A 24,104-nucleotide genomic window follows, 5' to 3' on the forward strand; every position below is an offset into this window, starting at 1 on the left:
TGTTCTCCCTTACCCGAGCTTCAGGCTGTCAGCGCCGACAAGCCGGTTGTACAGCCAGTAGAGCGCCAGCACACCGACCAGCAGCATGGTCCCCAGCGCCGCCGCAAGGCCCCAGTTCAGGGATTGCTGGATGTGACGTGCGATTTCGTTCGAGATCATGCGCCCGGACTGCCCGCCCACCAGCGCCGGCGTGATGTAATAGCCGATGGAGATGATGAAGACGAGCACCCCGCCCGCGCCTATCCCCGGCAGGGTCTGCGGGAAATAGACCCGGCGGAAGGCCGTCCAGGGCGTGGCCCCCAGCGACTTGGCCGCGCGCATGTAGCTGGGCGGGATGGTGCGCATCACCGAATAGAGCGGCAGCACCATGAAGGGCAGCAGGATATGGGTCATGGCGATGATCGTGCCGGTCATGTTGTAGATCATAGACAATCGGTTCTCATCATCGATGATCCCCAATGTCACCAGCCCCGTGTTGATGACCCCCTGTTGTTGCAGCAACACGATCCACGCCGATGTGCGCACCAGAAGCGAGGTCCAGAAGGGCAGAAGGACACAGATCATCAGAAGATTGGCATGCCGCATGGGCAGGATCGACATGTAGAACGCGATCGGAAAGCCCAGCAGGAAGGTCATGCCGGTGATGATCACGCTCAGCATCAGTGTCCGGCCAAAGAGCGAGACATAGATCCGGCGGTTTTCATCGCGCTGCACGATCCGCCCGTCCTCGTCATACTGGCGGTCCAGTGCGGCAACATAATAGGACGCGGTCAGCGGACGCCCTTCGCGCTTGATGATCCGCCACAGCTCGGGGTCGCCCCAGAGCCGGTGCGCATCAATGAAGGCCTCCTTGTAAGGTGCCTCGAAACCCGATGCAGCACGGGCGGTGCGCGACACGGCGCTGCGCGCGGCGCTGAGTTCGTAGTTCAGCCGGATGCCCATCGGCCCCGTGGCCTGTTCCCGGCGCGGGCGCTCCAGGTCTTCCATCAGATCGGCGTGAAGTGCGGCAAAGACGGCTTCGTCTGGAAGCTCGCGACCGTCCCAGTCGCGCAGCTCCTCAAGCGTTCGCGGGATCGCGTTCACGATCTGATCGTTCTTGACGCTGAGCCACATCATCTGGGCAATCGGGAACACGAATACCGTCAGGATGAAGGCCAGCAAGGGCACCACCAGCGCAAAGGCCATGAGCTTGCGCCGACGTTGCGCGCGTTCAAGCGCGCGCTTGAGGGGGACCCCCTCGGCCGTGACCAGCTTTTCCGTGCCCGATGACGCCCCTGCGCCACCCATCATAGTCGCATCAGCCTGCGCCATCGTTGTCTCCCCGTGAGCCGGCGGTTTGCCCGCATGCGGCTTTTGGTGGGCCGGGGCGCGCAACAGGCGCCCCGGCCAGGATCAGAACCGCAGGATTACTGCAGCATCCAGTTGGCGAAACGCTCGCGCAGCTCATCGCCGTAATCGACCCAGAAGTCGTTATCCAGAACGATGGGCGCGAAGTAGTTTTCCGGCGCGGACGGCATGTGCGGCGCCATGTCGATCCCCAGATCGGCATGCTGGCCGACCAGTTCCGAGGACGAGGCACGCGCCGGGCCGTAGCTGATGAACTGAGCCTGATCTGCCAGACGCTGCGTGTCGGTGGCGAAATACAGATAGTCCATCACCGCTTCAAGGTTCGGGCCATCCGCGGGCACAACCCAGCCGTCCCATTCGACAACCTGGCCGTCCCAGATGATCTCGGCCTCCATGCCTTCGACTTCGATGGCATCGAACATCCGGCCGTTATAGCCGGTGGCAAAGGCGACTTCACCATCAGCCAGCAACTGCGGCGCCTGCGCGCCTTCGGTCCAGAAGATGATGTGATCCTTGATCGTGTCGAGCTTTGCAAACGCGCGGTCCACGCCTTCGGGGGTGCTCAGCACGTCATAGATGTCATCCGGGTCCACGCCATCAGCATAGAGCGCCCATTCCAGGTTGGTGCCGGGGCGGTCCTGCAGCGCGCGGCGGCCAGGGAAGTTCTCCACATCAAACAGATCGGCGATGCTGCTCGGCTGGGCGTCGTCGGGGAAAGCGCCGGGACGGTAGGTCAGCACGGTCGAGTAAAGGATCTGCGGGATGAAGCACTCGCCCAGCGATCCGGGCAGGAAGTCCTCGGACGGCGGTGTGCCATCGGGCGCAGCGGCCAGCATTTCGTCATGGTCGATGGGCATGATGATGCCTTCTTCACAGGCAAGCTGTGCGTCCGACGGCAGCATGTCCACCAGGTCCCAGGTCACATTCCCGGCCTGCGCCTGTGCGCGCAGGCTGGCCAGTGCGTTGGCCGAACCATCGTCGTTGATGATGGTCACATGCGGGTTCATTTCCATCCAGGGCTCATGATAGGCGCGCACCTGGCTGGCAGTATAGGCGCCGCCCCAGGACACGATGGTCAGCGACACCGGATCATCTGCATGTGCCGCGCTCAGCGCCAGAACGCTGGCGGCGGTTCCCGCACCGATCATTTTCAGGGTCGATTTCATTCGAACTTACCTCCTTGGTTGGTAACTTGCTCCGGTCCCTCGTCCGGTCTTGTTGTAGTGACGCCGCAGCGATTTCCGGGCATCACTGATCGTATGTCGCGCAGCTTCAGGACGGGTCCAGAGCGCGACAATCCTCGATACTCCATCCAACGGGCGCCTTCTGGCCGACCTTCATGTCGCGGCCATCGGCATTGTTAGGCACCTTGACGATGAATTCATCATCGCCACAGACATTCATGCGCACGCGAATATGGTCGCCGAGATAAATCAACTCCAGAACTTCGGCCTCGAAGCTGTTGGGTCGCTCCGCCGCGCCCTCGCCCAGAACGACACGTTCGGGGCGCAGTGAAAGGGTAGACTGAACGCCTGTCCCTTCAACATTCACGCGCAACGCCTTGACCACCGACCCGTTGTCCAGCCGGACCGAACAGGTGCTGCCGTCAATGGCATCGACCTTGCCGCGCAGCGTGTTGTTTTCGCCGATGAAGGCCGCAACAAAGGCGTTGTCCGGCTTTTCATACAGCACCGCCGGCGGGGCAAGCTGCTGGATGCGGCCATCGTCGAACACGGCAACATTGTCCGACATGGTCAATGCCTCGGTCTGGTCATGGGTCACATAGACCACCGTGACGCCCAGGCTTTCGTGGATGTGCTTGATCTCATACTGCATCCGCTCACGCAGGTTCTTGTCCAGCGCGCCCAGCGGCTCATCCATCAGCACCAGGTCCGGTTCGAACACCAGCGCACGCGCCAGGGCGATACGCTGCTGCTGTCCGCCCGAAAGCTGCGCCGGACGGCGCCCGGCGAAATTGCCCATCTGCACCATATCCAGCGCGCGCTTGACCTTCTGCTCACGCTCCGACTTGCCCATGCCGCGCACTTCAAGCGGAAAGGAGAGGTTCTCGCCCACGGTCATATGCGGGAACAGTGCATAGTTCTGGAACACCATGCCGATCCCACGCTTGTGCGGCGGGACACTGTTGATGGGATTGCCCCCCAGCGTGATCTCGCCCGAGGTTGCGGTTTCGAACCCCGCCAGCATCATCAGGCAAGTGGTCTTGCCCGACCCCGAGGGTCCAAGCATGGTCATGAACTCACCCCTGCCGATCGACAGGTTCAGATCTTTCACGACCAGCGTTTCACCATCATAGCTTTTCTGAACGCGATCGAACGTGACAAAGCCGTCATCCGGACTGGAATCACTCACGCTTTTCTCCCTGTTCTCCGGCAGCTTTCCTGCCTTGTTGGTTCTGATCATAAACCGAACAGGTATGCGTTGTGCAACCGTATTGTCCTGTTTTCCGCCCCGGAGCCTCAATCCAGAACAATCGACCGGAAAAAACGCAGAATACAGGTCAATTCCACCTGAAATCACGGCGCAGAAGGCGATTCTCTGGCGGGCGCGATGCCCGCCATCCCAACCGGGCGGCGACCCGGACCTCTGAAATGCGCAATAATCCGGCAGGCGCCCAAATCCTGAACAGTGTTCAGCATGGCTTCGGGCCTGAATGATGGTGCGGTCGAGAGGACTCGAACCTCCACGGGAGTTACCCCACAGCGACCTCAACGCTGCGCGTCTACCAATTCCGCCACGACCGCACATCCGTGACAGGCGCGTCTGTAGCCGTTGCCCCCGCCCTTGTGAAGAGGGAATTCGCGCGCCGCACCCGTTTTTGGACACTCTTGCCAGGGCCTGCGGACCGCGCGCGGTTTTTTCGGCTTTTCCCGTCGCCTTCCCCGGGCTAGGCAGAAGCTTGGCGCCATACGCCGCTGCCTGCTGGAGTCCCCGATGCCCGAATGGCGCATGATCGAAGGGCTGGCCGATTACCGCCAGACGCTGTCCGCGATGGAGGCCCATGTTGCCGAAATCGCCGCCGGTCGCGCGCCCGAATCGATCTGGCTGCTGGAGCATCCGCCGCTTTACACCGCCGGCACCAGCGCGCAATCGCAGGACCTCACCGACCCGGGGCGCTTTCCGGTGCATGTGGCGGGGCGGGGCGGGCAATACACCTATCACGGCCCCGGCCAGCGCGTGGGCTATGTCATGCTGGATCTGAACCGGCGCGAACGCGACGTGCGCCGCTTCGTCACCGCTTTGGAGGATTGGGTGATCGACACCCTGGCCGAATTCAATGTGACCGGCGAACGCCGCGCGGGCCGCGTCGGCGTCTGGGTCACGCGCCCTGACAAGCCCCCCCTGCCCGATGGCACCCCGCGCGAGGACAAGATCGCCGCCATCGGCATCAAGCTGCGCCGCTGGGTCAGCTTTCACGGGCTGGCGATCAATGTTGAACCGGATCTGAGCCATTATGACGGGATCGTGCCCTGCGGGATCACCGGGCACGGGGTGACCAGCCTGGTGGATCTGGGCCTGCCGGTCACCCTCCATGACGTCGATCTGGCGCTGAAGCGCAGCTTTCCGCGCCATTTCTGAAACCGCGCCACGCCGGACGCCCGTGCCCGGCCCGCGCTTGCGCGGGCAGCGCCCTCGGGGCGCGCAGGGTGGGTGGGTGGGCGCGGCCCGAGGGCGCTTTCTGCCCCTACTCACCCCAAAGCAACCTCAGGGCCGCGATACCCCCGAAACATCGATCTCCACCGCCTCGGCCAGATCCACCAGGCTGTCATGCAGGATCTGCAACATGTAGCGGGGGTTATGCACATACCCCCCCGGCGACTTGCGCGAGACCTGATAGTTATACGCTGCCTTCAGCAGCCGCGGGGTAAACGCCTGATAGCGGTTGTCCCGGCTCAGCGCATCGCCCGTCGCCGCGCCCGAGCCATCCTGGTCCACGAAGAAATAGGGAAACCCCGCCCCATAGGCGATGGGCGTGCCTGCGACCTCAGCGGCATAAAGGCGGATGGCCTCGAACAGCTTTGCCTCCAGCGCGACGATCTCGGCGTGAATGCCGCCAGACCGGTCGCCGGTTCCGGCGAAATCGCGGTGCTGGGTGCGGATATCGCGCAGATCCTCCGCCCCGCCCTGGTGGCAGGCCACGCAGCCCTCGACCACCGCCTGCGACAACTGGGTGCTGTGGGGGCTGTGGCAGTCGCTGCAGGTGGCCGCACCCGGCACATGCATGAACCGGCCCGCATAGCTGCGCCCGTCATACTGCAATCCCGGACGCACATCGGCGCCCAGGGTCACCGCCGCGGCGGGGCCGTAGTGAATATTGATGAAGGACAGATCGGCACTGACCGTGTCAGCATCCATATCCGCGACCCGGTTGACGACGGCATCGCCGGACTGCCGCCCGCCGTGGCAGACGTTGCAGGTCGCCTCCATCCCCAGCCCGTCCACGGTGATGCCCGCCGGAAAGGTGACAGCGTCCAGCGCATGCGCCTCGGCCGTGTGGCACGAGGCGCAGCCGATCGGCGAATTGATCGCCCCCGCGCGGTGCACGCTTCCGGCTTCGGACCCGTCCGAACCCAGGAAATCCAGAAATCCGGTTTCCGAATGGCAGATCGCACAGGATTCGGGCACCTCACCGGCCTCGTTCCAATAGGTGAAGGAAGGCGAATGATAATCCCCATGGGGTGAGGCCAGCCAGGCCGCAACGATCCGCTCCAGCCCCACAAGGCCGTTGTCATCAGCCCGCGCCTGCGCCGGCATCAACAGAACCACAACCGCCAGCGCAAATGTCACAAAACGCATATCACCCCTCCCTGCTACCGAACGGTGGCCACTTGCCAGATACCGATGATCAACGGCACTTGATTCCCGTCAATGCTTCATGTTCCGATATGCATCATGCTGCCTGCAAGCGCGGCCTGAAACAAGGGAAACAGACGGGATGCACGCGATACTGCCGCGGTTTTCAGGCCGCACACTGGCCATGATCTATTTGCTGGGCATGGCCGTTCCGCTGGCGCTGGCACTGGCGCAGCGGGTGGCCCCGGCGGCGCTGTGGGAGTATGCGGCCGCAGCGCTGGGGATCGTCGCACTGGCCGGAATGGCGGTGCAATTCGTCACCTCGGGGCGGTTCGAGGCAGCCTCGGGGCAACTCGGCATCGACAAGATCATGAGCTTTCACAAGATCGCCGCCTGGTGGCTGCTGCTGGCGGTGCTGGCGCATCCGCTGCTGTATGTTCTGCCCACATGGGCCGCAGACCCGGCCCTGGCGCGCATCCGGCTGGAGTTCTACGTGACCGATCCCGGCTATCGCAGCGGCGTGGGGGCGCTGGGGGCGCTGCTGCTGCTGGTGGTCAGCTCTGCCCTGCGCGAACGGCTGCCCCTGCCCTATGAGCTGTGGCGCGCAACCCATGTCGTGCTGGCGCTGGTGGCCGTGATCGGCGGGCTGCACCATGCCATCGCGGTGGGCAGGTTCAGCGCCGAAGGGCCGGTTGCGGGCTTCTGGTGGCTGCTGGGTGCAGGGATCGCGGCGGTCATGGCCACGCTTTACGGCTGGCGCTGGTGGCATCTGCACCGCCATCCCTGGCGGCTGCAGGCCGTGACAAAACGCGCCGACCGCATGTGGGAACTGGACATCCAGCCCGCGCCCGGCACCCCGCCCCTGCCCTATCACGCCGGGCAATTCGTCTGGATGACCGACCGGGGCCGCCGGTTTCCGCTGCTGGACCATCCGTTTTCCATTGCCGACAGCCCGGCGCGCCCGGGGCTCAGCCTGCTGATCAAGGAGGCGGGCGATTACACCAGCCAGATCGGTCAGTTGCCCGAAGGCTGCAGCATAGGGATCGACGGCCCCTATGGCGAATTCACCCTCGAGGCCCATGATCCGGCGGCGGTGCTGCTGATCGGCGGCGGCGTGGGGATCGCACCGCTGCTGGGCATCCTGCGCGACATGGCCGAACGGGGGGATCGCAGGCCGGTCCGCCTGGCCTATGCCGTGGGCCAGCCGCAGAATTTCGCCTGCCTTGAAGAATTGCGGCGAATCGCGGCCGACGCCGGGCTGGACCTGAAACTCTGGCTGTTGACCGAGGACGGCCCGGCCGAGCCGGACATGGCACAGGGCCGCCTGACGCCTGAGCGTTTGCGTGCGATGCTGGAGGGGCTGGACCCCGCCCGGACCAAGGCCATGATCTGCGGCCCGGGGCCGATGGTGGTGGCGGTGTCGGATGCGCTGCTGGACCTGGGACTGCCCATGGCCAATGTGATCTACGAACGCTTCGACTATGCCGGGGGCACCCGGTCACGCCAGGACCGCGCCCGCACCAGGGCGTTTGTGTCTGTCGGTGCCGCCCTGGGTGTGCTGGTGGCCGGTTTCGCGGTGCTGGCGGGCTGAAACACCACCTGCGCATGCGACACCGCGCCGCAAACCGAAAAAGGCCCCCGGCAGGGGGCCTTGAAACCTTGCAATGGCGCGCGGCTCAGGCTTCGGCTTCGGCCTCAGCTGCGACCGCTGCCGCCTGCGCCTTGGCGATTTCCTTCTTCACCTTCAGCGCATTGGCCGACAGCTCTTCATCCTTGGCGCGGGCCAGATAGGCGTCCAGACCGCCGCGATGATCGACCGAGCGCAGCGCGGACGAGGACACGCGCATCTTCACGGTGCGTCCCAGAACCTCGGACTGCAGCGACACATCCTGCAGGTTGGGCAGGAAGCGGCGCTTGGTCTTGTTGTTGGCATGACTGACATTCTGGCCGGACATCGGCCCCTTACCGGTTAGTTCGCAGCGGCGCGACATATCCTTGATCCTCGTATCCTTGGCGCGGGAACTGGTGGCACCCGGGCGCACATGACGGTCAGGCGCCCGGGGCGCCCGCAATCTCACCGCGCGCTGATAGGCGCATTCGGCACAGGCGTCAAGCGATTCACACGCGCGCGGCGCCGGATAGTTCCGCGCCCGGGGCGGATGCCCGTTCCAGCCGCGTCAGAAGCTCCTGCGCTGCGGCCGCAGGGGCCACGCGCCCGGCGGCGACATCCCGGGCCATATGCTCCAGCAAGTCGCGATTGGCGGGGGCGTCTAGCTCTGCCAGCAAGCCCTGGCGGACATCCTCCAGAAACCAGTGACGGGCCTGGTCGGCGCGGCGCCGGTCCCAATGCCCGTTTTCGCGCCGCCAGGCGACAAGGGCGCCGATCTCGGACCAGACGGTATCAATGCCGCCGCCTTCCAGCGCAGAGACGGTCATGGCCTTTGGAAAGCCTTCGGGGTCCTGGGGGCGGCGGCGCAACAGGCGCAGGGCACCGGCATAATCGGCACGGGTGCGCTGGGCGGCGGGTTTCAGATCGCCATCGGCCTTGTTGACGACGATCAGGTCCGCCACCTCCATGATCCCGCGCTTGACGCCCTGCAACTCATCGCCGCCCGCCGGGGCCAGCAGCAGCAGGAACACGTCCGAAAGTTCCGCCACCACGGTTTCCGACTGGCCCACCCCCACGGTTTCGATCAGCACCACATCGAAACCCGCGCCTTCGCAAAGTGCCACGGCCTCACGCGTGCGCCGGGCGACCCCGCCCAGATGCGTCTGGCTGGGCGAGGGGCGGATGAACGCCTTTGGATCGCGTGATAGCCGCTCCATCCGCGTCTTGTCGCCCAGAATCGACCCGCCGGTGCGCGCGCTGGACGGGTCCACCGCCAGCACCGCCACCCGCAACCCCTGCGCCGTCAGCATCAGCCCGAAGCTTTCGATGAAGGTCGATTTGCCCACCCCCGGCGTCCCTGACAGGCCGATCCGGATCGCCTGACGCCCGCCGCTTTCCCGCGCCAGGGCATCCAGCAGCGCAGCCCCCTGCGCTCCATGATCGGCGCGGCGGCTTTCCACCAGGGTGATCGCGCGTGCAAGCGCGCGGCGTTCCCCCCGCGCCACGCTGCGGGCCAGTTCCTCGGGCGTCACCGCATCCCCCTTTCGTGCCGAAACCTCAACGGTGTTCTGCCCCGTCCGCGCGGGTAAAGTCCAGCCTTGCCCCGCGAAGGCGCCTGCAGAAATCCGCGCGGTGCTATCGGATGATCGGTTCCAGCGGATCGTATAGCGCCTGCGCGGCCTGCCCCTCGGCGCCAAAGGCCAGATCTGGCAGGGTATCGGGCTTGAAGCGCAGCGCGCGCAGCTCGGCCTCGGTCACAAGGCGGCGTTGATCCACCACACCGGCCGGATCGCGCCACGCGGCATCCGGGGTGCCTGCGGTGATGGTGGCGCGAAAATAGATGTCCACCTGATGAAAACTGCCGCGCGGGTCATGAAATTCATTGATCAGACAGGGCGCGCCCACGGCAATGCGCAGGCCGCATTCCTCATGCACCTCGCGCGCCAGATTGTCGGGCAAAGAGGCCCCGCGCTCTACCCCGCCGCCCGGGGCGCACCACAGATCGCTGACCCCGCCAGGCCAGGCATTCACCACCAGAAGCCGCCCCTGATGCAGGATCACCGCACGCACTGCCAGCCGCACCGATTTCGCCATGACCGCTCCCTTGCCGCAGGGGCGCCTCTGGTGGTGGCGCCGACATGCGCCTATATAGCGCGCATGAAATGGATTGTCGCTTTCCTGTTGTCGTTTCCCGGGGTCGCTTCGGCGGCCGATTGCGTTGTGCTGCTGCATGGGCTGGCGCGGACCGAAGCCTCGCTTCTGCCCATGGATGAGGCATTGCAGTTTCACGGCTATCAGACCGTCAACCATGGCTATCCCTCCCGGGCCGCCCCGATCGGGGATCTGGTTGAGTATGTGGGCGCAGCCGCAGCCGAATGTGAGGGCGACCGGCTGCATTTCGTCACCCATTCCATGGGCGGCATCCTTGTGCGCGCCTGGCTGCAGGACCATCGCCCCGAGAACCTGGGCCATGTGGTGATGATGGCCCCGCCCCACCACGGGTCCGAACTGGTGGATCTCTTCGCCGAGATCGAGGCCTTCGAATGGGTCAATGGCCCCGCCGGGCTGGAACTGGGCACGGACATGGCCTCGACCCCGATGCAGCTGGATTACCCCGATTATTCGCTGGGCATCATCGCGGGCAATGTGTCCTTCAACCCGCTGACCTCGGCGCTGATCGAAGGCGATGACGATGGCAAGGTCTCGGTTGAAAGCACCAGGCTGACGGGGATGTCCGATCACATCACCCTGCCGGTGACGCATACCTACATGATGCTCAACCCGATGGTCATGGCGCAGGTGCTGGAATTCCTGCGCTATGGCAGCTTTGACCACAGCATGAATCTTCCCAACGCGCTGCGCAAGCTGGCCAATCCCTGAGCAATCAGGTGCGCAGCACCCGGAACGCCGCCGAAGCCCCCCAGCCGAAGAACAGCGCCAGCCCCAGGGCCAGCAGCCCGTAAAGAAAGGGCTGTTCATAGGCCATGTTGTAAAGCCAGCGTTCCAGAACGGCCTTCTGCACGTCGATTTCCGTGTCGAACCGGTCGATCACCGCCCCGTCGCGCACCAGAAAGACGCGGGTGGCATAGCTGCCCTCGACCAGGTTCTTGGGCAGGGAAATCGTGGTGCTGAACAGGGTATCGCGCTCCAGCGTGACACTGGATTCCAGTTGCTGATACAGGTTCTCGTTCTGGCGGATACGGACCAGCGCATCGGAAAAGGCCGCGGGGTTGGCGACCGTGGCATCCTCGCGGGCCTCGAAAATGGCCAGCCGCGTGGAAATACGGTGGCGCAGGTCCGAATCCAGGCTCAGGATCTGCTCCAGCGGCCCGGTCGAGGCCACGGCATAGAAACTGGGCGCGGCGCGGATGCGCATCGATTCCACATTCACCCAGATCCCCAGCCGCCGCGCCTTGCGCCAGATCACCGCCGGGGTGGGCGGCCCCTCGATGGTGACGATGACATGCAACTCGCCCTCCTCGGGCAGGGGGGCCTCACGTCGCACGGCACCAAAGACCAGGATTTCGGAGCCTTCGAAATTCACCGTCAGGGAAAGCTGCTTCTGGCTGAGCCCGGCAAGGATTTCCTCGGCCCTGGCGGGCAGTGCGGCCAGCAGACAGAGGGCAAGGACCACCAGAAACCGCATCAGAACCGCCCCGGAATGGATATGGAATACAGCTCGGACGGTTGCCACAGCAGGTCAAAGGCGATCTTGCCGCAGACCGCAAGGACCAGAAGCGCCAGCAGGATGCGCAGCATTTCAGGGCGCAGTTTCAGCCCCATGCGCGCGCCGACCTGCGCGCCGATCACCCCGCCGACGATCAGGAACAGCGCCAGCATCACATCGACCGAATTGTTGGTCACGGCATGCATCATGGTGGTGAAGGCCGCCACGAACATGATCTGGAACAGCGATGTCCCCACAACCACCTTGGTCGGCATCCCCAGCAGATAGATCATGGCCGGGACCATGATGAACCCGCCACCCACACCCATGATTGCGGCCAGCACCCCCACGGCCATGCCGACCAGCAAGGGCGGGAACACGCTGATATAGAGCCCCGAGGACCGGAACTTCATCTTCATCGGCAGGTTGTGAACCCAGTTATGGGTGTGCAGCTTGCGCTTCGGCGCGGTGGGGTTGCGGGCGCGGCGCAGGGCGCGCACCCCCTCCTGCAGCATCATCAGGCCGATGGCGCCCAGGAACACCACATAGGACAACTGCACCAGCAGATCGATCTGGCCCAGCGTGCTCATCACATTGAACAGCCAGATCCCGATAGCCGATCCCACCAGCCCCCCCGCCAGCAGCACCGTTCCCATGCGCAGGTCCACCGTCTTGCGCTGCAGATGCGCCAGAACGCCCGAGATCGACGAGGCCACCACCTGGTTGACGCCGGTGGCCACAGCAACCGGCGGCGGCACCCCGATGAAGAACAGAAGCGGCGTGATCAGGAAGCCGCCGCCCACGCCGAACATCCCCGACAGCAGGCCCACCCCGCCGCCCACGCCCAGCAACAGAAAGGCGTTGACCGAGATTTCGGCAATGGGCAGATAGACCTGCATGTCGCCACCTTAGATTGCCCTTGCGCCGGGCGTCCAGCACCAAAGGCTCAACGTTCCTTCACATAGGGTTCGCCGCCTGCGCGCGGGGGGATCGCCCGGCCCACGAAGCCGGCAAGGATCACCACGGTCAGCACATAGGGCAGCGCCTGCATGAACTGCGCCGGCAGCACGATGAAACCCAGATCAATGTTCTGATAGCGGTTGGCGATCGCCTCCAGCAAGCCGAACAACAGCACCGCGCCCAGCGCATGCCAGGGCCGCCATTTTGCAAAGATCATCGCCGCCAATGCAATGAACCCGCGCCCCGCCGTCATGTCCTTGACGAACCCTGCCGCCAGCCCGGTGGCCAGATACGCCCCAGCCAGCCCGCACAGAACACCTGCGATCATCACCGCCCCGTAGCGCAGGCCGATGACCGAGATCCCGGCGGTATCGACCGCCGCCGGGTTTTCGCCCACCGCGCGCAGGCGCAGGCCGAAGCGGGTCCGAAACAGCACATACCAGGTCAGCGGCACGCACAGAAGGCCGACATAAACCAGGATCGAATGCCCCGACAGGATCACCGAATAGACCGGGCCCAGCACCGGCACATCGCGCAGCGCATCGGCAAAGGGCAGGTTCAACCGCGGAAACCGCGCATCCCCGGTCAGCGTGGGCGTTCGCCCGCCCTGCCGGAACCAGTTCTGCGCGATCACCACCGTCAGCCCGGCGGCCAGGAAGTTGATCGCCACCCCTGAAATAAGCTGGTTGCCGCGAAAGGTGATCGAAGCCACGCCATGGATCAGCGACAGGAACATGGACGCGATTATCCCCGCGCAGAGGCCCAGCCAGACATTGCCGGTGGTGAAGGCAAAGGCGGCCGAGAAGAAGGCAGCGGCCAGCATCTTGCCCTCAAGCCCGATATCGAACACGCCCGCGCGCTCGGATATCAGCCCCGCGAGGGCGGCAAACAGCAGCGGCGTGGCCAGCCGCAGGGTGGAATCGAGGATCTGGACAATGGCAATCAGATCCATCAGCTTCGTCTCCGCCTTGCAAACAGGGCCGCAATGGGAATGCGCACCAGATTGTCCAGCGCCCCGGTGAACAGGATCACCAGCGCCTGGATCACCACGATCAATTCGCGCGGGATATTTGTCCACAGCGCCAGCTCGGCGCCGCCCTGATAGAGGAACCCGAACAGCACGGCAGCCAGGAACACCCCGAACGGGTGGTTGCGCCCCATCAGCGCCACGGCGATGCCGATGAAACCCGCCCCCTCCACCGCGTTCAGAAGCAGGCGGTTCGCCTCGCCCATCACGTTGTTGATCGCCATCATCCCCGCCAGCGCGCCGGAAATCAGCATCACATACATGGTGATCCGGAACGGGCTGATGCCGGCGTATTGCGCCGCCGGTTCGCTCTGGCCAAAGGCGCGGATCTGATAGCCCAGCCGCGTGCGCCACAGCATGTACCAGACCAGCACACAGGCCAGGATCGCCACCAGAAGCGAGATATTCGCCGGGGTCGCGCGTGAGAACGGAATGCCGAAAACGTCAAGGATCTCATGCAGGCGCGGCAGGCGCACTTCGGGCGGGAAGCGGGCGCTGGCCGGGTCCATCGACCCCGAAGGCCGCATCACCGACACCAGGAGCCAGTTCAGCAGCGCCGCGGCGATGAAGTTGAACATGATGGTGGTGATGACGATATGGCTGCCGCGCCGGACCTGCAGATAGCCCGGAATCGCCGCCCAGGCCGCGCCGAACAGCGCCGCGCCGAAACTTGCCGCCACCAGCGCCAGCGACCAATGCGGCCAGGGCAGATGCAGACAGACCAGCGCGACGCCCAGGCCGCCCAGCGTGGCCTGCCCCTCACCGCCGATGTTGAACAGCCGCGCCTGGAACGCCACCGCCACCGCCAGCCCGGTGAAGATGAAATTGGTGGCATAATAGAGCGTGTAGCCCCAGCCATAGCTGGAGCCGAAGGCCCCCTGCACCATCATCTTGGTGGCTTCCCAGGGGTCCTCGCCGATGGCCCAGATGACGATGGCCGAAATGATGAAAGCCAGCACAACCGAAAACAGCGGCACCAGCACCACATCGGCCCAATTGGGAATGCGACGGTTGCTCATGCCGCCCCCTTTTCGGTGACACCGGCCATCAACAGGCCCAATTCGGCCTCATCGGTCTGTTCCGGCAGGCGCTCGCCCATGATGCGGCCGTCGAACATGACCGCGATCCGGTCCGACAGGGACAAGATTTCATCGAGTTCCACACTGACCAGCAGCACCGCCTTGCCCGCGTCACGCAGCTCGATCAGGCGCTGGTGGATGAATTCGATGGCGCCGATATCCACGCCGCGGGTGGGCTGGCCCACCAGCAGCAATTCCGGGCCGCGCTCGATCTCGCGCGCCAGCACCAGTTTCTGCTGGTTGCCGCCCGAGAAACTCTCGGCGGTCAGCGCCGGGTTGGGCGGGCGCACGTCGAACGCCTTCATGTAGTCTTCGGTCATGCGCAGGATCGCCGGATTGTCCATCCAGAACGCGCCGCGATTGTAGGCCGGGTCATGGTGATAGCCCAGCGCCACGTTCTCCCAGGCGTGAAAATTCATGATCAGTCCGCGCCGTTGCCGGTCCTCGGGCACGTGCGAGACACCGGACATCCGCCGCGTATACCCGTCCGAGGATTTGCCCGTAACGTCCAGCGGTTGACCCGAAAGCGTCGCCGCCCCCTCCCCCGGGGTCAGCCCGGCCAGCGCCTCCAGCAGTTCCGACTGGCCGTTCCCCGCCACGCCCGCGATGCCCAGGATCTCGCCCGCGCGCACCTGCAGGTCGATCCCGCGCAGGCGTTCCACGCCCATGTCGTCAACCACGCGCAGGCCCTTGACGTCCAGCACCACGGGGCCGGGTTTGGCCGGGTGCTTTTCCACGCGCAACAGCACCTTGCGCCCGACCATCAGCTCGGCCAGATGCGGCGGGCTGGTCTCGGATGTGCGCACGGTGTCCACCATCTCGCCGCGCCGCATGACCGAGACATTGTCCGTCACCTCCATGATCTCGCGCAGCTTGTGGGTGATCAGGACGATGGTCTTGCCCTGTTCCTTCAGCCCGCGCAGGATGCGGAACAGATGGTCCGCCTCGGCCGGGGTCAGAACGCCGGTGGGTTCGTCCAGGATCAGGATATCGGCCTCGCGGTAGAGCGCCTTGAGGATTTCCACCCGCTGCTGATGGCCCACGGACAGCTTTTCGATCAGCGCATCGGGGTCCACGTTCAGGCCAAAATCCGTGGCCAGTTGCTTCAACAGCCCCCGCGCCCGGCTGACCGAGGGTTTCAAGAGCCAGCCCGCCTCGGCCCCGAGGATCACGTTTTCCAGAACAGTGAAATTCTGCACCAGCTTGAAATGCTGGAACACCATGCCGATGCCGGCACGGATGGCGGCCTGGCTGTCGGGGATCTCGGTCGGTTGGCCGTTGATCAGGATCTCGCCCGAATCCGCCTTGTAAAAGCCGTAGAGGATCGACATGAGGGTCGATTTCCCGGCGCCGTTTTCACCGATGATGCCGTGGATCGTGCCCTTTTCGACCCGGATATGAATGTCCTTGTTGGCCTGCACCGGGCCAAATGCCTTGGAGATCCCGCGCAATTCAATGGCGGGAGGAACGGCCCCTGCGGGCCGTTCCAGGGTATGCGCCGCGTCGCTCATTCAGCTTGGCATTCAGAAGGACAGGACCGGGCAGCTGTCATCATCGGTGTAATTGTGCACAACCAGTTCGCCCGAACGGATGGCCTCGGCGGCAGCGTCCACGGCCTCGCGCATCTCATCCGTGATCAGGTCTTCGTTGTATTCATCCAGCGCCCAATCGACACCGCCCGCGGCCAGGTCCATGACCATCACGCCGGTTTCCAGATCCGCACCAGCCTCGAACGCATCGAACACCGCGTTATCCACCCGCTTGAGCATCGAGGTCAGCACCTGCCCCGGGTGCATGTAGTTCTGGTTGCTGTCCACCCCGATCGACAGGATCCCGGCATCGGCGGCGGTCTGCAGCACACCAACCCCGGTGCCGCCCGCCGCGGCATAGACCACATCGGCGCCCTGGCTGATCTGCGCCTGGGTGATTTCACCGCCGCGCACCGGGTCATTCCAGGCGGTGGGGGTGGTGCCGGTCATGTTGGCCACCACGGTTGCATCCGAATTGGCGGCCAGCACACCCTGCGCATAGCCACAGCCAAAACGCCGGATCAGCGGGATATCCATGCCGCCGACAAAACCCACGGTGCCGCTCTCCGAGGCCATCCCCGCCAGCATGCCGACCAGGTAGGAGCCTTCATGCTCGGCAAACAGGATCGACAGCACATTGGGCTGTTCGACAAAACCGTCGATGATGGCGAACTTGGTATCCGGGTAATCGGGCGCAACCTCGTTCAGAACCGACGAAAAGGCAAAACCCGTGGTGACGATCGGGTTCTGACCGGCTTCGGCCAGACGGCGCAGGGCCTGTTCGCGCTGCGCTTCGGACTGCATTTCGATATCGCGATAGCTGCCGCCGGTTTCCGCTGCCCAGCGCTCCGCCCCCATGAAGGCCGCTTCGTTGAAGCTCTTGTCGAACTTGCCGCCCAGGTCATAGACCAGCGCCGGATCAGCAGCGGCAACGCCTGCGCCCAATGCCGTAACGGCAGCAGCGCCCAGAAGTCGAGCATGAAGTGTCATCGAAATCTCCCCTTTGATCCCCGGTCTTTTTCCTTGCCGCCGGGACGTTTGGCCATGTCCGGACAATCCGGGACTGCCTGATTTAGGACCCAGCGCGACGATATGGTCAACAGGAATCTGGTATCGGTTTTGCACGGCTGCGTGTCAGGGGGCGGTTCGGCGCAGAATCAGCGCGTCAATGCCTGCACCGTAATAGCCCGGTCGGCGCCCGACCTGCAGAAAACCCGCCCGCCCATAAAGACGCAATGCCGCAGTGTTGTCGGCGGCCACCTCAAGAAACACCGCTTGCGCGCCGGACTGCCGGGCGCGGGACAGGGCCCGCTCCAATACGGCCCGGCCCAACCCCTGCCCGCGCGCCGGGGGGGTGACCGCGATGGTCAGCAACTCGGCTTCGCCGGCGACTGTGCGAATGACTGCCAGCGCCTGCGGGGACCGGGGCGGCAAGGCGATGACGGAAATGCCCGGATCGCGCAGCAGGGCGGCGAACTCCGCAGCAGTCCAGGGGCGGGGGTGCTCGAAGGCAGCGGCGTGCAGCGCGGCCAGCGCCTGCGGATCCGGGGTCACGGCAGGATCGGCACCGGCGCCTCGCGCGGGGGGGCGGCATCGGCAGGGCGGACATAAAGCGGCGCCGGGCGTTCGGCCTGACGCGCGCCACTGTGCAGGCGGCGCGCGGCCACAAGGGCGATGCGCGCGGCGATATCGGCAGGCGCGGCATCGATCCAGCGCAGGCCGAAGGGGCGCGCAACCTCTTCGGCACGGTGGCCGATGACCTGCATGGCCCCGGTCAGCGCCAGCCCGGGCGGGGGCGCGGACGGGTCAATCAGTTGCGGTGGCCCCTCTGGCGCCCCATCGCGCAGCAGCTGGACATAGGCCAGCCCCCGCGGCGCCTGGATACTGCACAGTTTTGCCCCGCCATCGGCGGGCGCCACGGTGTCGCCCAGGACCTCGAACAGCGACACCCCGATCGCCGGGCAGGTCAACCCCAGTGCCAGCCCGCGCGCTGCGGCGACACTGATGCGGATGCCGGTGAAATTGCCCGGCCCCACGCCCACGGCAATGGCCCCCAGATCAGACCACCCCGCCCCATCCGCAGCCAGCACGGCGCCCAGCATCGGCATCAGCGCCTCGGCCTGTCCGCGCGCCATGTCGATGTGATGGCGGTGACGGATGGCCCCGTCCAGACAGAGCGCGGCACTGCACCACGGACCCGAGGTATCAAAGGCAAGCATGCGGTGTCCCGGAAGCGGCAGCGGCTCAGCCAACCGCAACGGGGCGCACCTCGGTCACTTCGGGGATGTAATGACGCAACAGGTTCTCGATCCCCATCTTCAGCGTCAGCGTGGACGAAGGACAGCCCGCACAGGCGCCCTGCATGTGCAGATAAACCACGCCCCGCTCGAACCCGTGGAAGGTGATATCGCCACCATCCTGCGCAACGGCCGGGCGCACGCGGCTGTCCAGAAGCTGCTTGATCTGGTCCACGATCTCACCATCCGGGCCGTCATGGGTGGCATGGCCCGAAGCTGCAGGGGCCGCACCTTCGATCACCGGGGCGCCGGACTGGAAATGCTCCATGATCGCGCCCAGGATCGCGGGTTTGATATGCGCCCAGTCGGCCTCGTCGGCCTTGGTCACGGTGATGAAATCAGACCCCAGAAACACGCCGGTCACCCCTTCGGCGGCAAAGACGCGCCGCGCCAGAGGCGACGCCTGCGCGGCATCGCCCGTGGGGAAATCAGCGGTGCCACTGGACATGACCTGCTGCCCCGGCAGGAATTTCAGGGTCGCGGGGTTGGGTGTGGATTCCGTTTGAATGAACATGGCAGCCCTCCGTTGCAGAGGATATGCGCCCCCGGTGCCAAGCTGTCAAGGGAAGGGCCGGGAAGCCAACGCGGCACCGGCCCGCGGCGGTGACAGGGCCGGCGAAGGCCTGTGGCACACACGGCCCGGGCGACCGCATCACCCCCCTTGCCGCATGGCTTTGCGGTGACGCGCCCGCGGGTCACAGACGCACCGCCCGGCAGTTCGGATCAGCGCCTGATGTTGGCGTTCTGCAGCAGGGTCAGGGCCGCCGCGGCAGGCGACCATTGCGACAGGCTTTGCTGGACCTGATCCATCAGCAGGAACCTCTGGGTCAGGGCCTTGCGCGTTTCGGGGTCGTCGAACTGCGCCAGTTCGGTGCTGCCGAAGATGCTTTGCGCGCGGCGCCGGAACTGGGTCAGTTGCTGGTCCAGGTCCAGCGCGCCGAAGCCGCTGCCAAAGCCCAGCGCGGTTTCAAACACCTTGCGCAGCGGCGGGTTCCCCATGACCCGGAACCAGGACGCCGCGTCAGACCGGCCCGCATCCAGGATGTCTGTCAGATCACGGTCGATCACCATGGCCATGCGCATGGACTGATCCTGTTCCCCCACCGCAATTTCAAAACTGCGGGCGTGATACGCCTCGATGATCCGATCCACGAACCCCTCGTCGCGCAGGGCGGGGCTTTCGCCGGTAGTGAAGTCAAAGGCCTGGGCCAGCGACAGGTAGCGCTTGTCGCTCAGCCGGTTGGGCAGGCCATCCTCCTTGTCGGGGCCATCTTCAAGGACGCGGCGGATGAAGGCGATGCTGTCGATATCATCCTGCAGGCCAAAGGCGCCCAGGGCGACCTCGCGCAGGCGGCGGTCGGCCAGCAGATCGCTGGCCGATGTCACTTCGGCGATCTGTTCGCGGAAATACTCGGTCGCCCGGACGCGCTGGGGGGCCCGGGCGTGGCTTTCCATCTGCGTATCCAGAGTGCGTTGCAGGAATTTCCAGCCTGCAAGCCCGCCCAATGGGAGTACAGGCTGGAAGCTCATGACAGCCGCGCCGCCAGCAGGCGGGCCTCTCGCGGCAAGAGCGCGCGCAGGGCGCGCAGGGTCATGTAGGGTTCAGCGCGCAGCACCCCTTCGGTGGCGCTGTGCAACAATGCGCGACTGTCGCCATCGGTGAAGACCTGGCTCAACTGTTCGATCCCGCGCAGCAGGTTCTGACGAATCTCCTCGGGCTCGGCATCTCCGGACAGCACAAGCTGTGCCAGATAGCAGACGCGGCTGACCGGAGTGTTGGCATCCTCGGGGCGGATGGCATCGCGCAGGCGCAGGACATTGGTGTTTGGCGTCAGGATCGCCAGACGCGAACGGCGGTCGCCGTTCTCGATCACGGCACCGTTGATCAGCAGCCTCTCCTGCGGAGCCAGCTTGATGACCAGGCCGCTCATGGCGCAGCCTCGTGCTGGCCGCGCAGGCCACGCATGATGGCGGTGTTGACGTCGATCAACGGTTGCACGGTTTCGGTACCGCTCAGCACCTGTTCGGTGTGGGTCATGACGAACTGCGCCAGTGACAGCAGCGAGGCGCGCAGCCCCTGCGGCAGACCATTGCCGTCATCGGCCAGATCGCGGGCCAGGGTGGCCCAAAGCCGACGGTTCATGGTCAGTGCATCGGCCAGGCGGGCAAAGGATGTGCCACTGGCATTGGCATTTTCGGTCAGGGCGCGGGTGGCGCGGGCAAAGGCACGGTATTCGATATCGCGTGGCGTGCGCGAGGCATCATTCGGGTCGGCATAAGCCACCCGTGCATGCAGAAGGGCGTTCATTGGGGAACCTCGTGGCGCTGGGACGTCAGGGCAGGATGGGCAGGGCCATTACGGCCCTGCCCTGCTGGATCAGCGGAAGAGCGCCAGAACGTTCTGCGGCCCCTGGTTGGCGATGGACAGCGACTGGGTGGCCAGCTGCTGCTGCACCTGCAGCGCCTGCAGCCGGGCCGAGGTCGCCTCCATATCGGCATCCACCAGGCTGCCGATACCCGTGGTGAGCGAGTCGGTCAGGTTCTTCACGAACTCCGCCTGGGTGTCCAGGCGGCCCTGAACCGAACCGAAGGCGGCGGCCGCATCGATTGCCGTTTCGATCAGCGCATCGATTTCAGCCAGCGCGCTTGTGGCCCCGGCGGGGCTGGCCACATCGATGGCTGCCAGCCCGGACAGACCACCCGCACCCGGACCCTGCGCGCGGGCCGTCACGGTCAGTTCTGCGGCAGTCCTGTTGGTCAGGGTCAACTCGTCGCCGTCGAGTTCGATCTCGATCCCGGGAGTAGCAGGGTTGACGCCATCATCATTGTACAGCGCGATACCGGAGTTCTGGATCGCGGCGCGCAAACCTGCAGCGATATTGTTTTCAGCGTCTCCACCACCATTCACATCGCTTTCGGTCACGGTGTAGCTGACCTGGCGATCACCGATGTTCAGAACGATCTGGGCGCCAACTTCACCGGCATCGCCAGTGATCGTGATTGTCGTGTCATCACCCACAGCAAGCACTTCGGCGATCGTTTCCCCTTCGCCGAATGCATCACCTGCAAGGGGGTCATTATTCGATCCCAGATCCTGATGGGCCACCGTGATCGTCGAAGTGGTGATATTGCCCTGCGCATCGCGATCAAGCGACGACAAGACATCGGTCTCATCGGCGTTGTTGACCATGTTGAGGCCGTTGAACTGTGCCGCGCCAACAACCGAGCGAATCTGTTCGCGCAACGCATCCACATCGGTCTGAATCTTGGCCCGGTCAACGTTGTCTTCCTGCGCGGCGACAATGTGGCCCTTCATCTGGGTCAGCAGGTCGGTCACGGTTTCCGCTGCCTGGCGACCCACGGCCACGGTGGACCGGCCCAGCGCCAGGCTGTCCGAGATGCCCGAGAAGCCCTTGACGTCGGATTCCATGGTCTTGGAAATGGCCCAGACGGCAGCGTTGTCCCGCGCGGTGGCCACCGACTTGCCGGTCGAGATCTGCGACTGGACTTCGGCCATGTTGGAGTTGATCCCGCGCAGGGTCTGCAGGGCAACCATTGCGCTGGTGTTGGTCAGAATACTGGACATTTTGCAATCCTGTTAGCTTGGTGCGATTTTGCACCATTGATGTTACCGCCCTGAGGCGGCGCTTTCCGACATTCTGCGTAAAGGGGGGCGCCTGGGGCGCTGTTCCCGGTCCCTTCTGGGCGTGAGATCACCCTGCAGGCCATTCCCTAATCAAAGGCTAACAAGCGGGGGATGGGGGCGGTTTCGGGCCGGGTTTCGACCGGCAGGGTTAACAGCTTCGCGCCTCAGGCGCGGCGTTCCAGCTTGGTGCCCGTGCTGGGCGCGGCATTGCGGGCACCATCGGCGCCATAGGTGCACAGATCCGCCCGCGCGCCATCGCTGCGCAGCCGGTCCCGTGCGGCGCGCAATCCTTCGGCGGCCGCCGCCAGCAGGTCACGGTTGCGGTCCAGCCGCGGAGTGATCCGGCTGCGAATCGCCTCGGGCGCGGCGGCGCCATCGCGGACCAGCGCTGCCAGCTGGCGTTCCTTGCGCTCCAGCAGCGGGGCCAGGGCGTCATGGTCACCACGCAGCAGGGCGTCGCGTTCGGCATCCAATGTGGTGCACAGGATATCGAGCGGATTGCGCCGCAACCAGGTCATTCACGCCTCCGGGGCGGCAGCCGGGTCGCCGCCCGCCTGCGCCGTCAGGTAGCGGAACACGGTCTCTCCCAGGCCGATCCCGCCGGCGCGCGCCATGACCCGCGCCTGTTCCTCGATCAGGAAGGATTGCATCTGATCCTCACCCATGCCGCCGCCGAACCCGTCCGGCGCCTTGCCGAACCCGGCGTCCTTGAGCATCTGCGCCAGGAATGCGGCCTCGAACTCCTGCGCAAGTGCCCTGAGACGTTCGGTCTGCGGCGGTTGTGTCGGGATCGGGGCGGGGGACAGGCTGACAGGGTCGGTCACGGTGGGCCTCATGGCGGCGATATGCACTGGAATGGCCCCAGACTGCCCGCTGCGCGTAAAGATTCGGTAATCAATTTGGGGTCATATCGGGGAAAGCGATCGGAAGGCCCGCAATGATACCGACCCTGTCCCTCAACACGCCGCCCCCGTCAGTGACGGGCAGCGATGCGACGCCGCCACCCGCCGCGGGGGGCGGTTTTGCCGCGCTTCTGGCCGGGCCGCGCGCGCAGTCACCGGAAGGGTTGGCGGCTGGGGCAGAGGAGGACGGCGGGTCCACCGCTGCGCCCCCGTCGCCGAATGCCACCAAGCCCGAGGCCAGCGCCCCGCAGCCCCAACAGCCCACGCCCGAGCACCCCGCGCCGCAAGAGGCCGCCAGCACGGCATCGCCAGAGGCCGGTCCGCGCCCCGGGCATCTGCCCGGGGCTGAAACAGAAAAGGCCACGCCCTCTGCGCGGGAACATCTGGCCCCGGGGCAGTTCGCCTCACCTATGCCGCCGCGGGGCGATTCGCCCGTTCAGGGACCGGTGATCTATCGGATGACCGGGCGCGCATCGGAACCGGCCCGCGGGCCTGCCGACCATGGCCCGGCTGGCGGTGGGATCGCCATGAAGGCGCCCGCGCACGGTGCCATGTCCACGGGCGTGCCGAAAGGGGGGCCTGAGATGACCCCGCCCCCAGGCACACCTTCGGAGCCGCCCGCCGTGGCGTCGCGGGATAGCCGCGTACCCCTGGGTGCGCCGGTCCAGGATGCCCCCTTGGTCGTGGCGGATTCCCCCCCGGCGGGTGCCCGGATCATGGCGCCGCAGGCACAGGCGCCGACAGAGGTTTCTGCCGCGGTCAACACCACGGCTGACGATCCCGACCGGGCCGCGCAGGATGGCAGAACGCAGACTTACCCCCGGCCGCCGATGGGCAGGCTGTCGGCGGCGCCCCCTGACCTTGTCACAGCGCCCGCCTCGCCGCCGCGTGCGGCCATCGGCGCGGAACCTCCCGCGCAAACGCCTCGGGCAGAGGGGACATCGGCGCCGACTGGCATTTCTGCCGCGGTCAACAGCACGGCTGGCGATCCTGACCGGGCCGCGCAAGATGGCAGAGCGCAGACCTATCCCCGGCAGCCGATCAACAGGCCGTGGGCGCCGACCCCTGACCTTGCCACAGCGCCCGCCTCGCCGCCGCGTGCGGCCATCGGCGCGGAACCTCCCGCGCAAATGCCTCGGGCGGAGGGGGCATCGGCGCCGACTGGCATTTCTGCCGCGGTCAACAGCACGGCTGGCGATCCTGACCGGGCCGCGCAAGATGGCAGA

25 protein-coding genes and 1 tRNA gene are annotated in these 24,104 nt (G+C 65.5%); 3 read left to right on the top strand and 23 right to left on the bottom strand.

What is annotated here, in order from left to right; translation table 11 throughout:
• Window positions 1-9 precede the first annotated feature (9 nt).
• From HUK65_RS08250 to HUK65_RS08265, 4 genes are all read right to left on the bottom strand, one after another.
• Window positions 10-1,311 (bottom strand): ABC transporter permease, encoded by a 1,302-nt coding sequence (locus HUK65_RS08250; protein ID WP_179905680.1) that lies wholly within the window; start codon window positions 1,309-1,311, stop codon window positions 10-12.
• 95 nt (window positions 1,312-1,406) lie between these two features.
• Window positions 1,407-2,513 (bottom strand): ABC transporter substrate-binding protein, encoded by a 1,107-nt coding sequence (locus tag HUK65_RS08255; protein ID WP_179905681.1) that lies wholly within the window; start codon window positions 2,511-2,513, stop codon window positions 1,407-1,409.
• Between the two features lie 106 nt (window positions 2,514-2,619).
• Window positions 2,620-3,720 carry an ABC transporter ATP-binding protein gene (locus HUK65_RS08260; RefSeq protein WP_179905682.1) on the bottom strand — a complete coding sequence of 367 codons (1,101 nt, stop codon included), beginning with the start codon at window positions 3,718-3,720 and terminating at the stop codon, window positions 2,620-2,622.
• Window positions 3,721-4,025: 305 nt separating this feature from the next.
• Window positions 4,026-4,112, bottom strand: a tRNA-Leu gene (locus HUK65_RS08265).
• 190 nt (window positions 4,113-4,302) lie between these two features.
• Here HUK65_RS08265 and lipB point away from each other — a divergent pair.
• On the top strand, window positions 4,303-4,947 hold the full coding sequence (gene lipB / locus HUK65_RS08270) for a lipoyl(octanoyl) transferase LipB (protein WP_179905683.1): 645 nt from the start codon (window positions 4,303-4,305) through the stop codon (window positions 4,945-4,947).
• Window positions 4,948-5,073: 126 nt separating this feature from the next.
• Here lipB and HUK65_RS08275 read toward each other — a convergent pair whose 3' ends face one another.
• Complete coding sequence (locus HUK65_RS08275) at window positions 5,074-6,165, bottom strand: polyheme membrane-associated cytochrome C (RefSeq protein ID WP_235441842.1); 1,092 nt, start codon at window positions 6,163-6,165, stop codon at window positions 5,074-5,076.
• Window positions 6,166-6,304: 139 nt separating this feature from the next.
• On the opposite strand from HUK65_RS08275, the gene HUK65_RS08280 reads away from it, so the two are divergent.
• Window positions 6,305-7,753: a ferredoxin reductase family protein gene (locus tag HUK65_RS08280; RefSeq protein ID WP_179905684.1), complete on the top strand. Its 1,449-nt coding sequence runs from the start codon at window positions 6,305-6,307 to the stop codon at window positions 7,751-7,753.
• Window positions 7,754-7,838: 85 nt separating this feature from the next.
• On the opposite strand, the gene rpmB is transcribed toward HUK65_RS08280, so the two are convergent.
• From rpmB to HUK65_RS08295, 3 genes are all read right to left on the bottom strand, one after another.
• Complete coding sequence (gene rpmB / locus HUK65_RS08285; RefSeq protein ID WP_179905685.1) at window positions 7,839-8,153, bottom strand: 50S ribosomal protein L28; 315 nt, start codon at window positions 8,151-8,153, stop codon at window positions 7,839-7,841.
• 127 nt (window positions 8,154-8,280) lie between these two features.
• Window positions 8,281-9,303 (bottom strand): methylmalonyl Co-A mutase-associated GTPase MeaB, encoded by a 1,023-nt coding sequence (meaB, locus tag HUK65_RS08290; protein ID WP_179905686.1) that lies wholly within the window; start codon window positions 9,301-9,303, stop codon window positions 8,281-8,283.
• Between the two features lie 103 nt (window positions 9,304-9,406).
• Complete coding sequence (locus HUK65_RS08295) at window positions 9,407-9,865, bottom strand: NUDIX domain-containing protein (RefSeq protein ID WP_179905687.1); 459 nt, start codon at window positions 9,863-9,865, stop codon at window positions 9,407-9,409.
• A 63-nt stretch (window positions 9,866-9,928) separates the two neighbouring features.
• On the opposite strand from HUK65_RS08295, the gene HUK65_RS08300 reads away from it, so the two are divergent.
• On the top strand, window positions 9,929-10,651 hold the full coding sequence (locus tag HUK65_RS08300) for an esterase/lipase family protein (protein ID WP_179905688.1): 723 nt from the start codon (window positions 9,929-9,931) through the stop codon (window positions 10,649-10,651).
• Window positions 10,652-10,655: 4 nt separating this feature from the next.
• Here the strand turns inward: HUK65_RS08300 and HUK65_RS08305 are convergent, their stop codons facing one another.
• The 15 genes from HUK65_RS08305 to HUK65_RS08375 form a co-directional block, all read right to left on the bottom strand.
• Window positions 10,656-11,417, bottom strand: a complete 762-nt coding sequence (locus HUK65_RS08305) for a TIGR02186 family protein (protein ID WP_179905689.1) — start codon at window positions 11,415-11,417, stop codon at window positions 10,656-10,658.
• On the bottom strand, window positions 11,417-12,337 hold the full coding sequence (locus HUK65_RS08310) for a sulfite exporter TauE/SafE family protein (RefSeq protein ID WP_179905690.1): 921 nt from the start codon (window positions 12,335-12,337) through the stop codon (window positions 11,417-11,419). Before HUK65_RS08310 ends, HUK65_RS08305 begins: the two co-directional genes overlap by 1 nt.
• Before the next feature lie 47 nt (window positions 12,338-12,384).
• Window positions 12,385-13,350 carry an ABC transporter permease gene (locus tag HUK65_RS08315; protein WP_179905691.1) on the bottom strand — a complete coding sequence of 322 codons (966 nt, stop codon included), beginning with the start codon at window positions 13,348-13,350 and terminating at the stop codon, window positions 12,385-12,387.
• Window positions 13,350-14,444, bottom strand: a complete 1,095-nt coding sequence (locus tag HUK65_RS08320) for an ABC transporter permease (protein WP_179905692.1) — start codon at window positions 14,442-14,444, stop codon at window positions 13,350-13,352. The genes HUK65_RS08315 and HUK65_RS08320 overlap by 1 nt, the downstream gene beginning before the upstream one ends.
• On the bottom strand, window positions 14,441-16,015 hold the full coding sequence (locus HUK65_RS08325) for an ABC transporter ATP-binding protein (protein ID WP_179905693.1): 1,575 nt from the start codon (window positions 16,013-16,015) through the stop codon (window positions 14,441-14,443). Before HUK65_RS08325 ends, HUK65_RS08320 begins: the two co-directional genes overlap by 4 nt.
• A 12-nt stretch (window positions 16,016-16,027) precedes the next feature.
• Window positions 16,028-17,023 carry a BMP family lipoprotein gene (locus HUK65_RS08330; protein ID WP_179905694.1) on the bottom strand — a complete coding sequence of 332 codons (996 nt, stop codon included), beginning with the start codon at window positions 17,021-17,023 and terminating at the stop codon, window positions 16,028-16,030.
• A 144-nt stretch (window positions 17,024-17,167) separates the two neighbouring features.
• Window positions 17,168-17,587: a GNAT family N-acetyltransferase gene (locus HUK65_RS08335; RefSeq protein ID WP_179905695.1), complete on the bottom strand. Its 420-nt coding sequence runs from the start codon at window positions 17,585-17,587 to the stop codon at window positions 17,168-17,170.
• On the bottom strand, window positions 17,584-18,252 hold the full coding sequence (tsaB, locus tag HUK65_RS08340; protein WP_179905696.1) for a tRNA (adenosine(37)-N6)-threonylcarbamoyltransferase complex dimerization subunit type 1 TsaB: 669 nt from the start codon (window positions 18,250-18,252) through the stop codon (window positions 17,584-17,586). Before tsaB ends, HUK65_RS08335 begins: the two co-directional genes overlap by 4 nt.
• A 25-nt stretch (window positions 18,253-18,277) precedes the next feature.
• A complete protein-coding gene (locus HUK65_RS08345) occupies window positions 18,278-18,844 on the bottom strand; it encodes a NifU family protein (RefSeq protein ID WP_179905697.1) in 567 nt (188 codons plus the stop codon).
• Between the two features lie 209 nt (window positions 18,845-19,053).
• Window positions 19,054-19,860, bottom strand: coding sequence for a DUF1217 domain-containing protein (locus tag HUK65_RS08350; protein ID WP_179905698.1), 807 nt, complete (start codon window positions 19,858-19,860; stop codon window positions 19,054-19,056).
• Window positions 19,857-20,261: a flagellar biosynthesis repressor FlbT gene (gene flbT, locus HUK65_RS08355; protein WP_179905699.1), complete on the bottom strand. Its 405-nt coding sequence runs from the start codon at window positions 20,259-20,261 to the stop codon at window positions 19,857-19,859. Before flbT ends, HUK65_RS08350 begins: the two co-directional genes overlap by 4 nt.
• Entirely contained in the window at window positions 20,258-20,638 is a 381-nt protein-coding gene (gene flaF / locus HUK65_RS08360) for a flagellar biosynthesis regulator FlaF (RefSeq protein WP_179905700.1), read from the bottom strand. The genes flbT and flaF overlap by 4 nt, the downstream gene beginning before the upstream one ends.
• 69 nt (window positions 20,639-20,707) lie before the next feature.
• Window positions 20,708-21,916, bottom strand: a complete 1,209-nt coding sequence (locus HUK65_RS08365; protein WP_179905701.1) for a flagellin N-terminal helical domain-containing protein — start codon at window positions 21,914-21,916, stop codon at window positions 20,708-20,710.
• A gap of 224 nt (window positions 21,917-22,140) precedes the next feature.
• Window positions 22,141-22,494: a hypothetical protein gene (locus HUK65_RS08370; RefSeq protein WP_179905702.1), complete on the bottom strand. Its 354-nt coding sequence runs from the start codon at window positions 22,492-22,494 to the stop codon at window positions 22,141-22,143.
• The gene (locus HUK65_RS08375; protein WP_327787070.1) at window positions 22,495-22,800 is read right to left on the bottom strand and encodes a rod-binding protein; all 306 of its coding nucleotides are present in this window, start codon (window positions 22,798-22,800) and stop codon (window positions 22,495-22,497) included.
• Window positions 22,801-24,104 lie beyond the last annotated feature (1,304 nt).

The organism is Rhabdonatronobacter sediminivivens, from assembly GCF_013415485.1.
In the GTDB taxonomy this organism is placed as follows: domain Bacteria; phylum Pseudomonadota; class Alphaproteobacteria; order Rhodobacterales; family Rhodobacteraceae; genus Rhabdonatronobacter; species Rhabdonatronobacter sediminivivens.

Bases quoted from the DNA above. Each gene is read 5' to 3' on its own strand.
- HUK65_RS08320 (WP_179905692.1), bottom strand. From the start codon at position 14,444: ATGAGCAACCGTCGCATTCCCAATTGGGCCGATGTGGTGCTGGTGCCG.
- HUK65_RS08330 (WP_179905694.1), bottom strand. From the start codon at position 17,023: ATGACACTTCATGCTCGACTTCTGGGCGCTGCTGCCGTTACGGCATTG.
- flbT (WP_179905699.1), bottom strand. From the start codon at position 20,261: ATGAGCGGCCTGGTCATCAAGCTGGCTCCGCAGGAGAGGCTGCTGATC.
- HUK65_RS08350 (WP_179905698.1), bottom strand. From the start codon at position 19,860: ATGAGCTTCCAGCCTGTACTCCCATTGGGCGGGCTTGCAGGCTGGAAA.
- HUK65_RS08315 (WP_179905691.1), bottom strand. From the start codon at position 13,350: ATGGATCTGATTGCCATTGTCCAGATCCTCGATTCCACCCTGCGGCTG.
- HUK65_RS08275 (WP_235441842.1), bottom strand. From the start codon at position 6,165: ATGCGTTTTGTGACATTTGCGCTGGCGGTTGTGGTTCTGTTGATGCCG.
- HUK65_RS08280 (WP_179905684.1), top strand. From the start codon at position 6,305: ATGCACGCGATACTGCCGCGGTTTTCAGGCCGCACACTGGCCATGATC.
- rpmB (WP_179905685.1), bottom strand. From the start codon at position 8,153: ATGTCGCGCCGCTGCGAACTAACCGGTAAGGGGCCGATGTCCGGCCAG.
- HUK65_RS08365 (WP_179905701.1), bottom strand. From the start codon at position 21,916: ATGTCCAGTATTCTGACCAACACCAGCGCAATGGTTGCCCTGCAGACC.
- HUK65_RS08370 (WP_179905702.1), bottom strand. From the start codon at position 22,494: ATGACCTGGTTGCGGCGCAATCCGCTCGATATCCTGTGCACCACATTG.
- HUK65_RS08300 (WP_179905688.1), top strand. From the start codon at position 9,929: ATGAAATGGATTGTCGCTTTCCTGTTGTCGTTTCCCGGGGTCGCTTCG.
- HUK65_RS08310 (WP_179905690.1), bottom strand. From the start codon at position 12,337: ATGCAGGTCTATCTGCCCATTGCCGAAATCTCGGTCAACGCCTTTCTG.
- HUK65_RS08325 (WP_179905693.1), bottom strand. From the start codon at position 16,015: ATGAGCGACGCGGCGCATACCCTGGAACGGCCCGCAGGGGCCGTTCCT.
- HUK65_RS08305 (WP_179905689.1), bottom strand. From the start codon at position 11,417: ATGCGGTTTCTGGTGGTCCTTGCCCTCTGTCTGCTGGCCGCACTGCCC.
- HUK65_RS08255 (WP_179905681.1), bottom strand. From the start codon at position 2,513: ATGAAATCGACCCTGAAAATGATCGGTGCGGGAACCGCCGCCAGCGTT.
- HUK65_RS08295 (WP_179905687.1), bottom strand. From the start codon at position 9,865: ATGGCGAAATCGGTGCGGCTGGCAGTGCGTGCGGTGATCCTGCATCAG.
- HUK65_RS08345 (WP_179905697.1), bottom strand. From the start codon at position 18,844: ATGTTCATTCAAACGGAATCCACACCCAACCCCGCGACCCTGAAATTC.
- tsaB (WP_179905696.1), bottom strand. From the start codon at position 18,252: ATGCTTGCCTTTGATACCTCGGGTCCGTGGTGCAGTGCCGCGCTCTGT.
- HUK65_RS08250 (WP_179905680.1), bottom strand. From the start codon at position 1,311: ATGGCGCAGGCTGATGCGACTATGATGGGTGGCGCAGGGGCGTCATCG.
- flaF (WP_179905700.1), bottom strand. From the start codon at position 20,638: ATGAACGCCCTTCTGCATGCACGGGTGGCTTATGCCGACCCGAATGAT.
- lipB (WP_179905683.1), top strand. From the start codon at position 4,303: ATGCCCGAATGGCGCATGATCGAAGGGCTGGCCGATTACCGCCAGACG.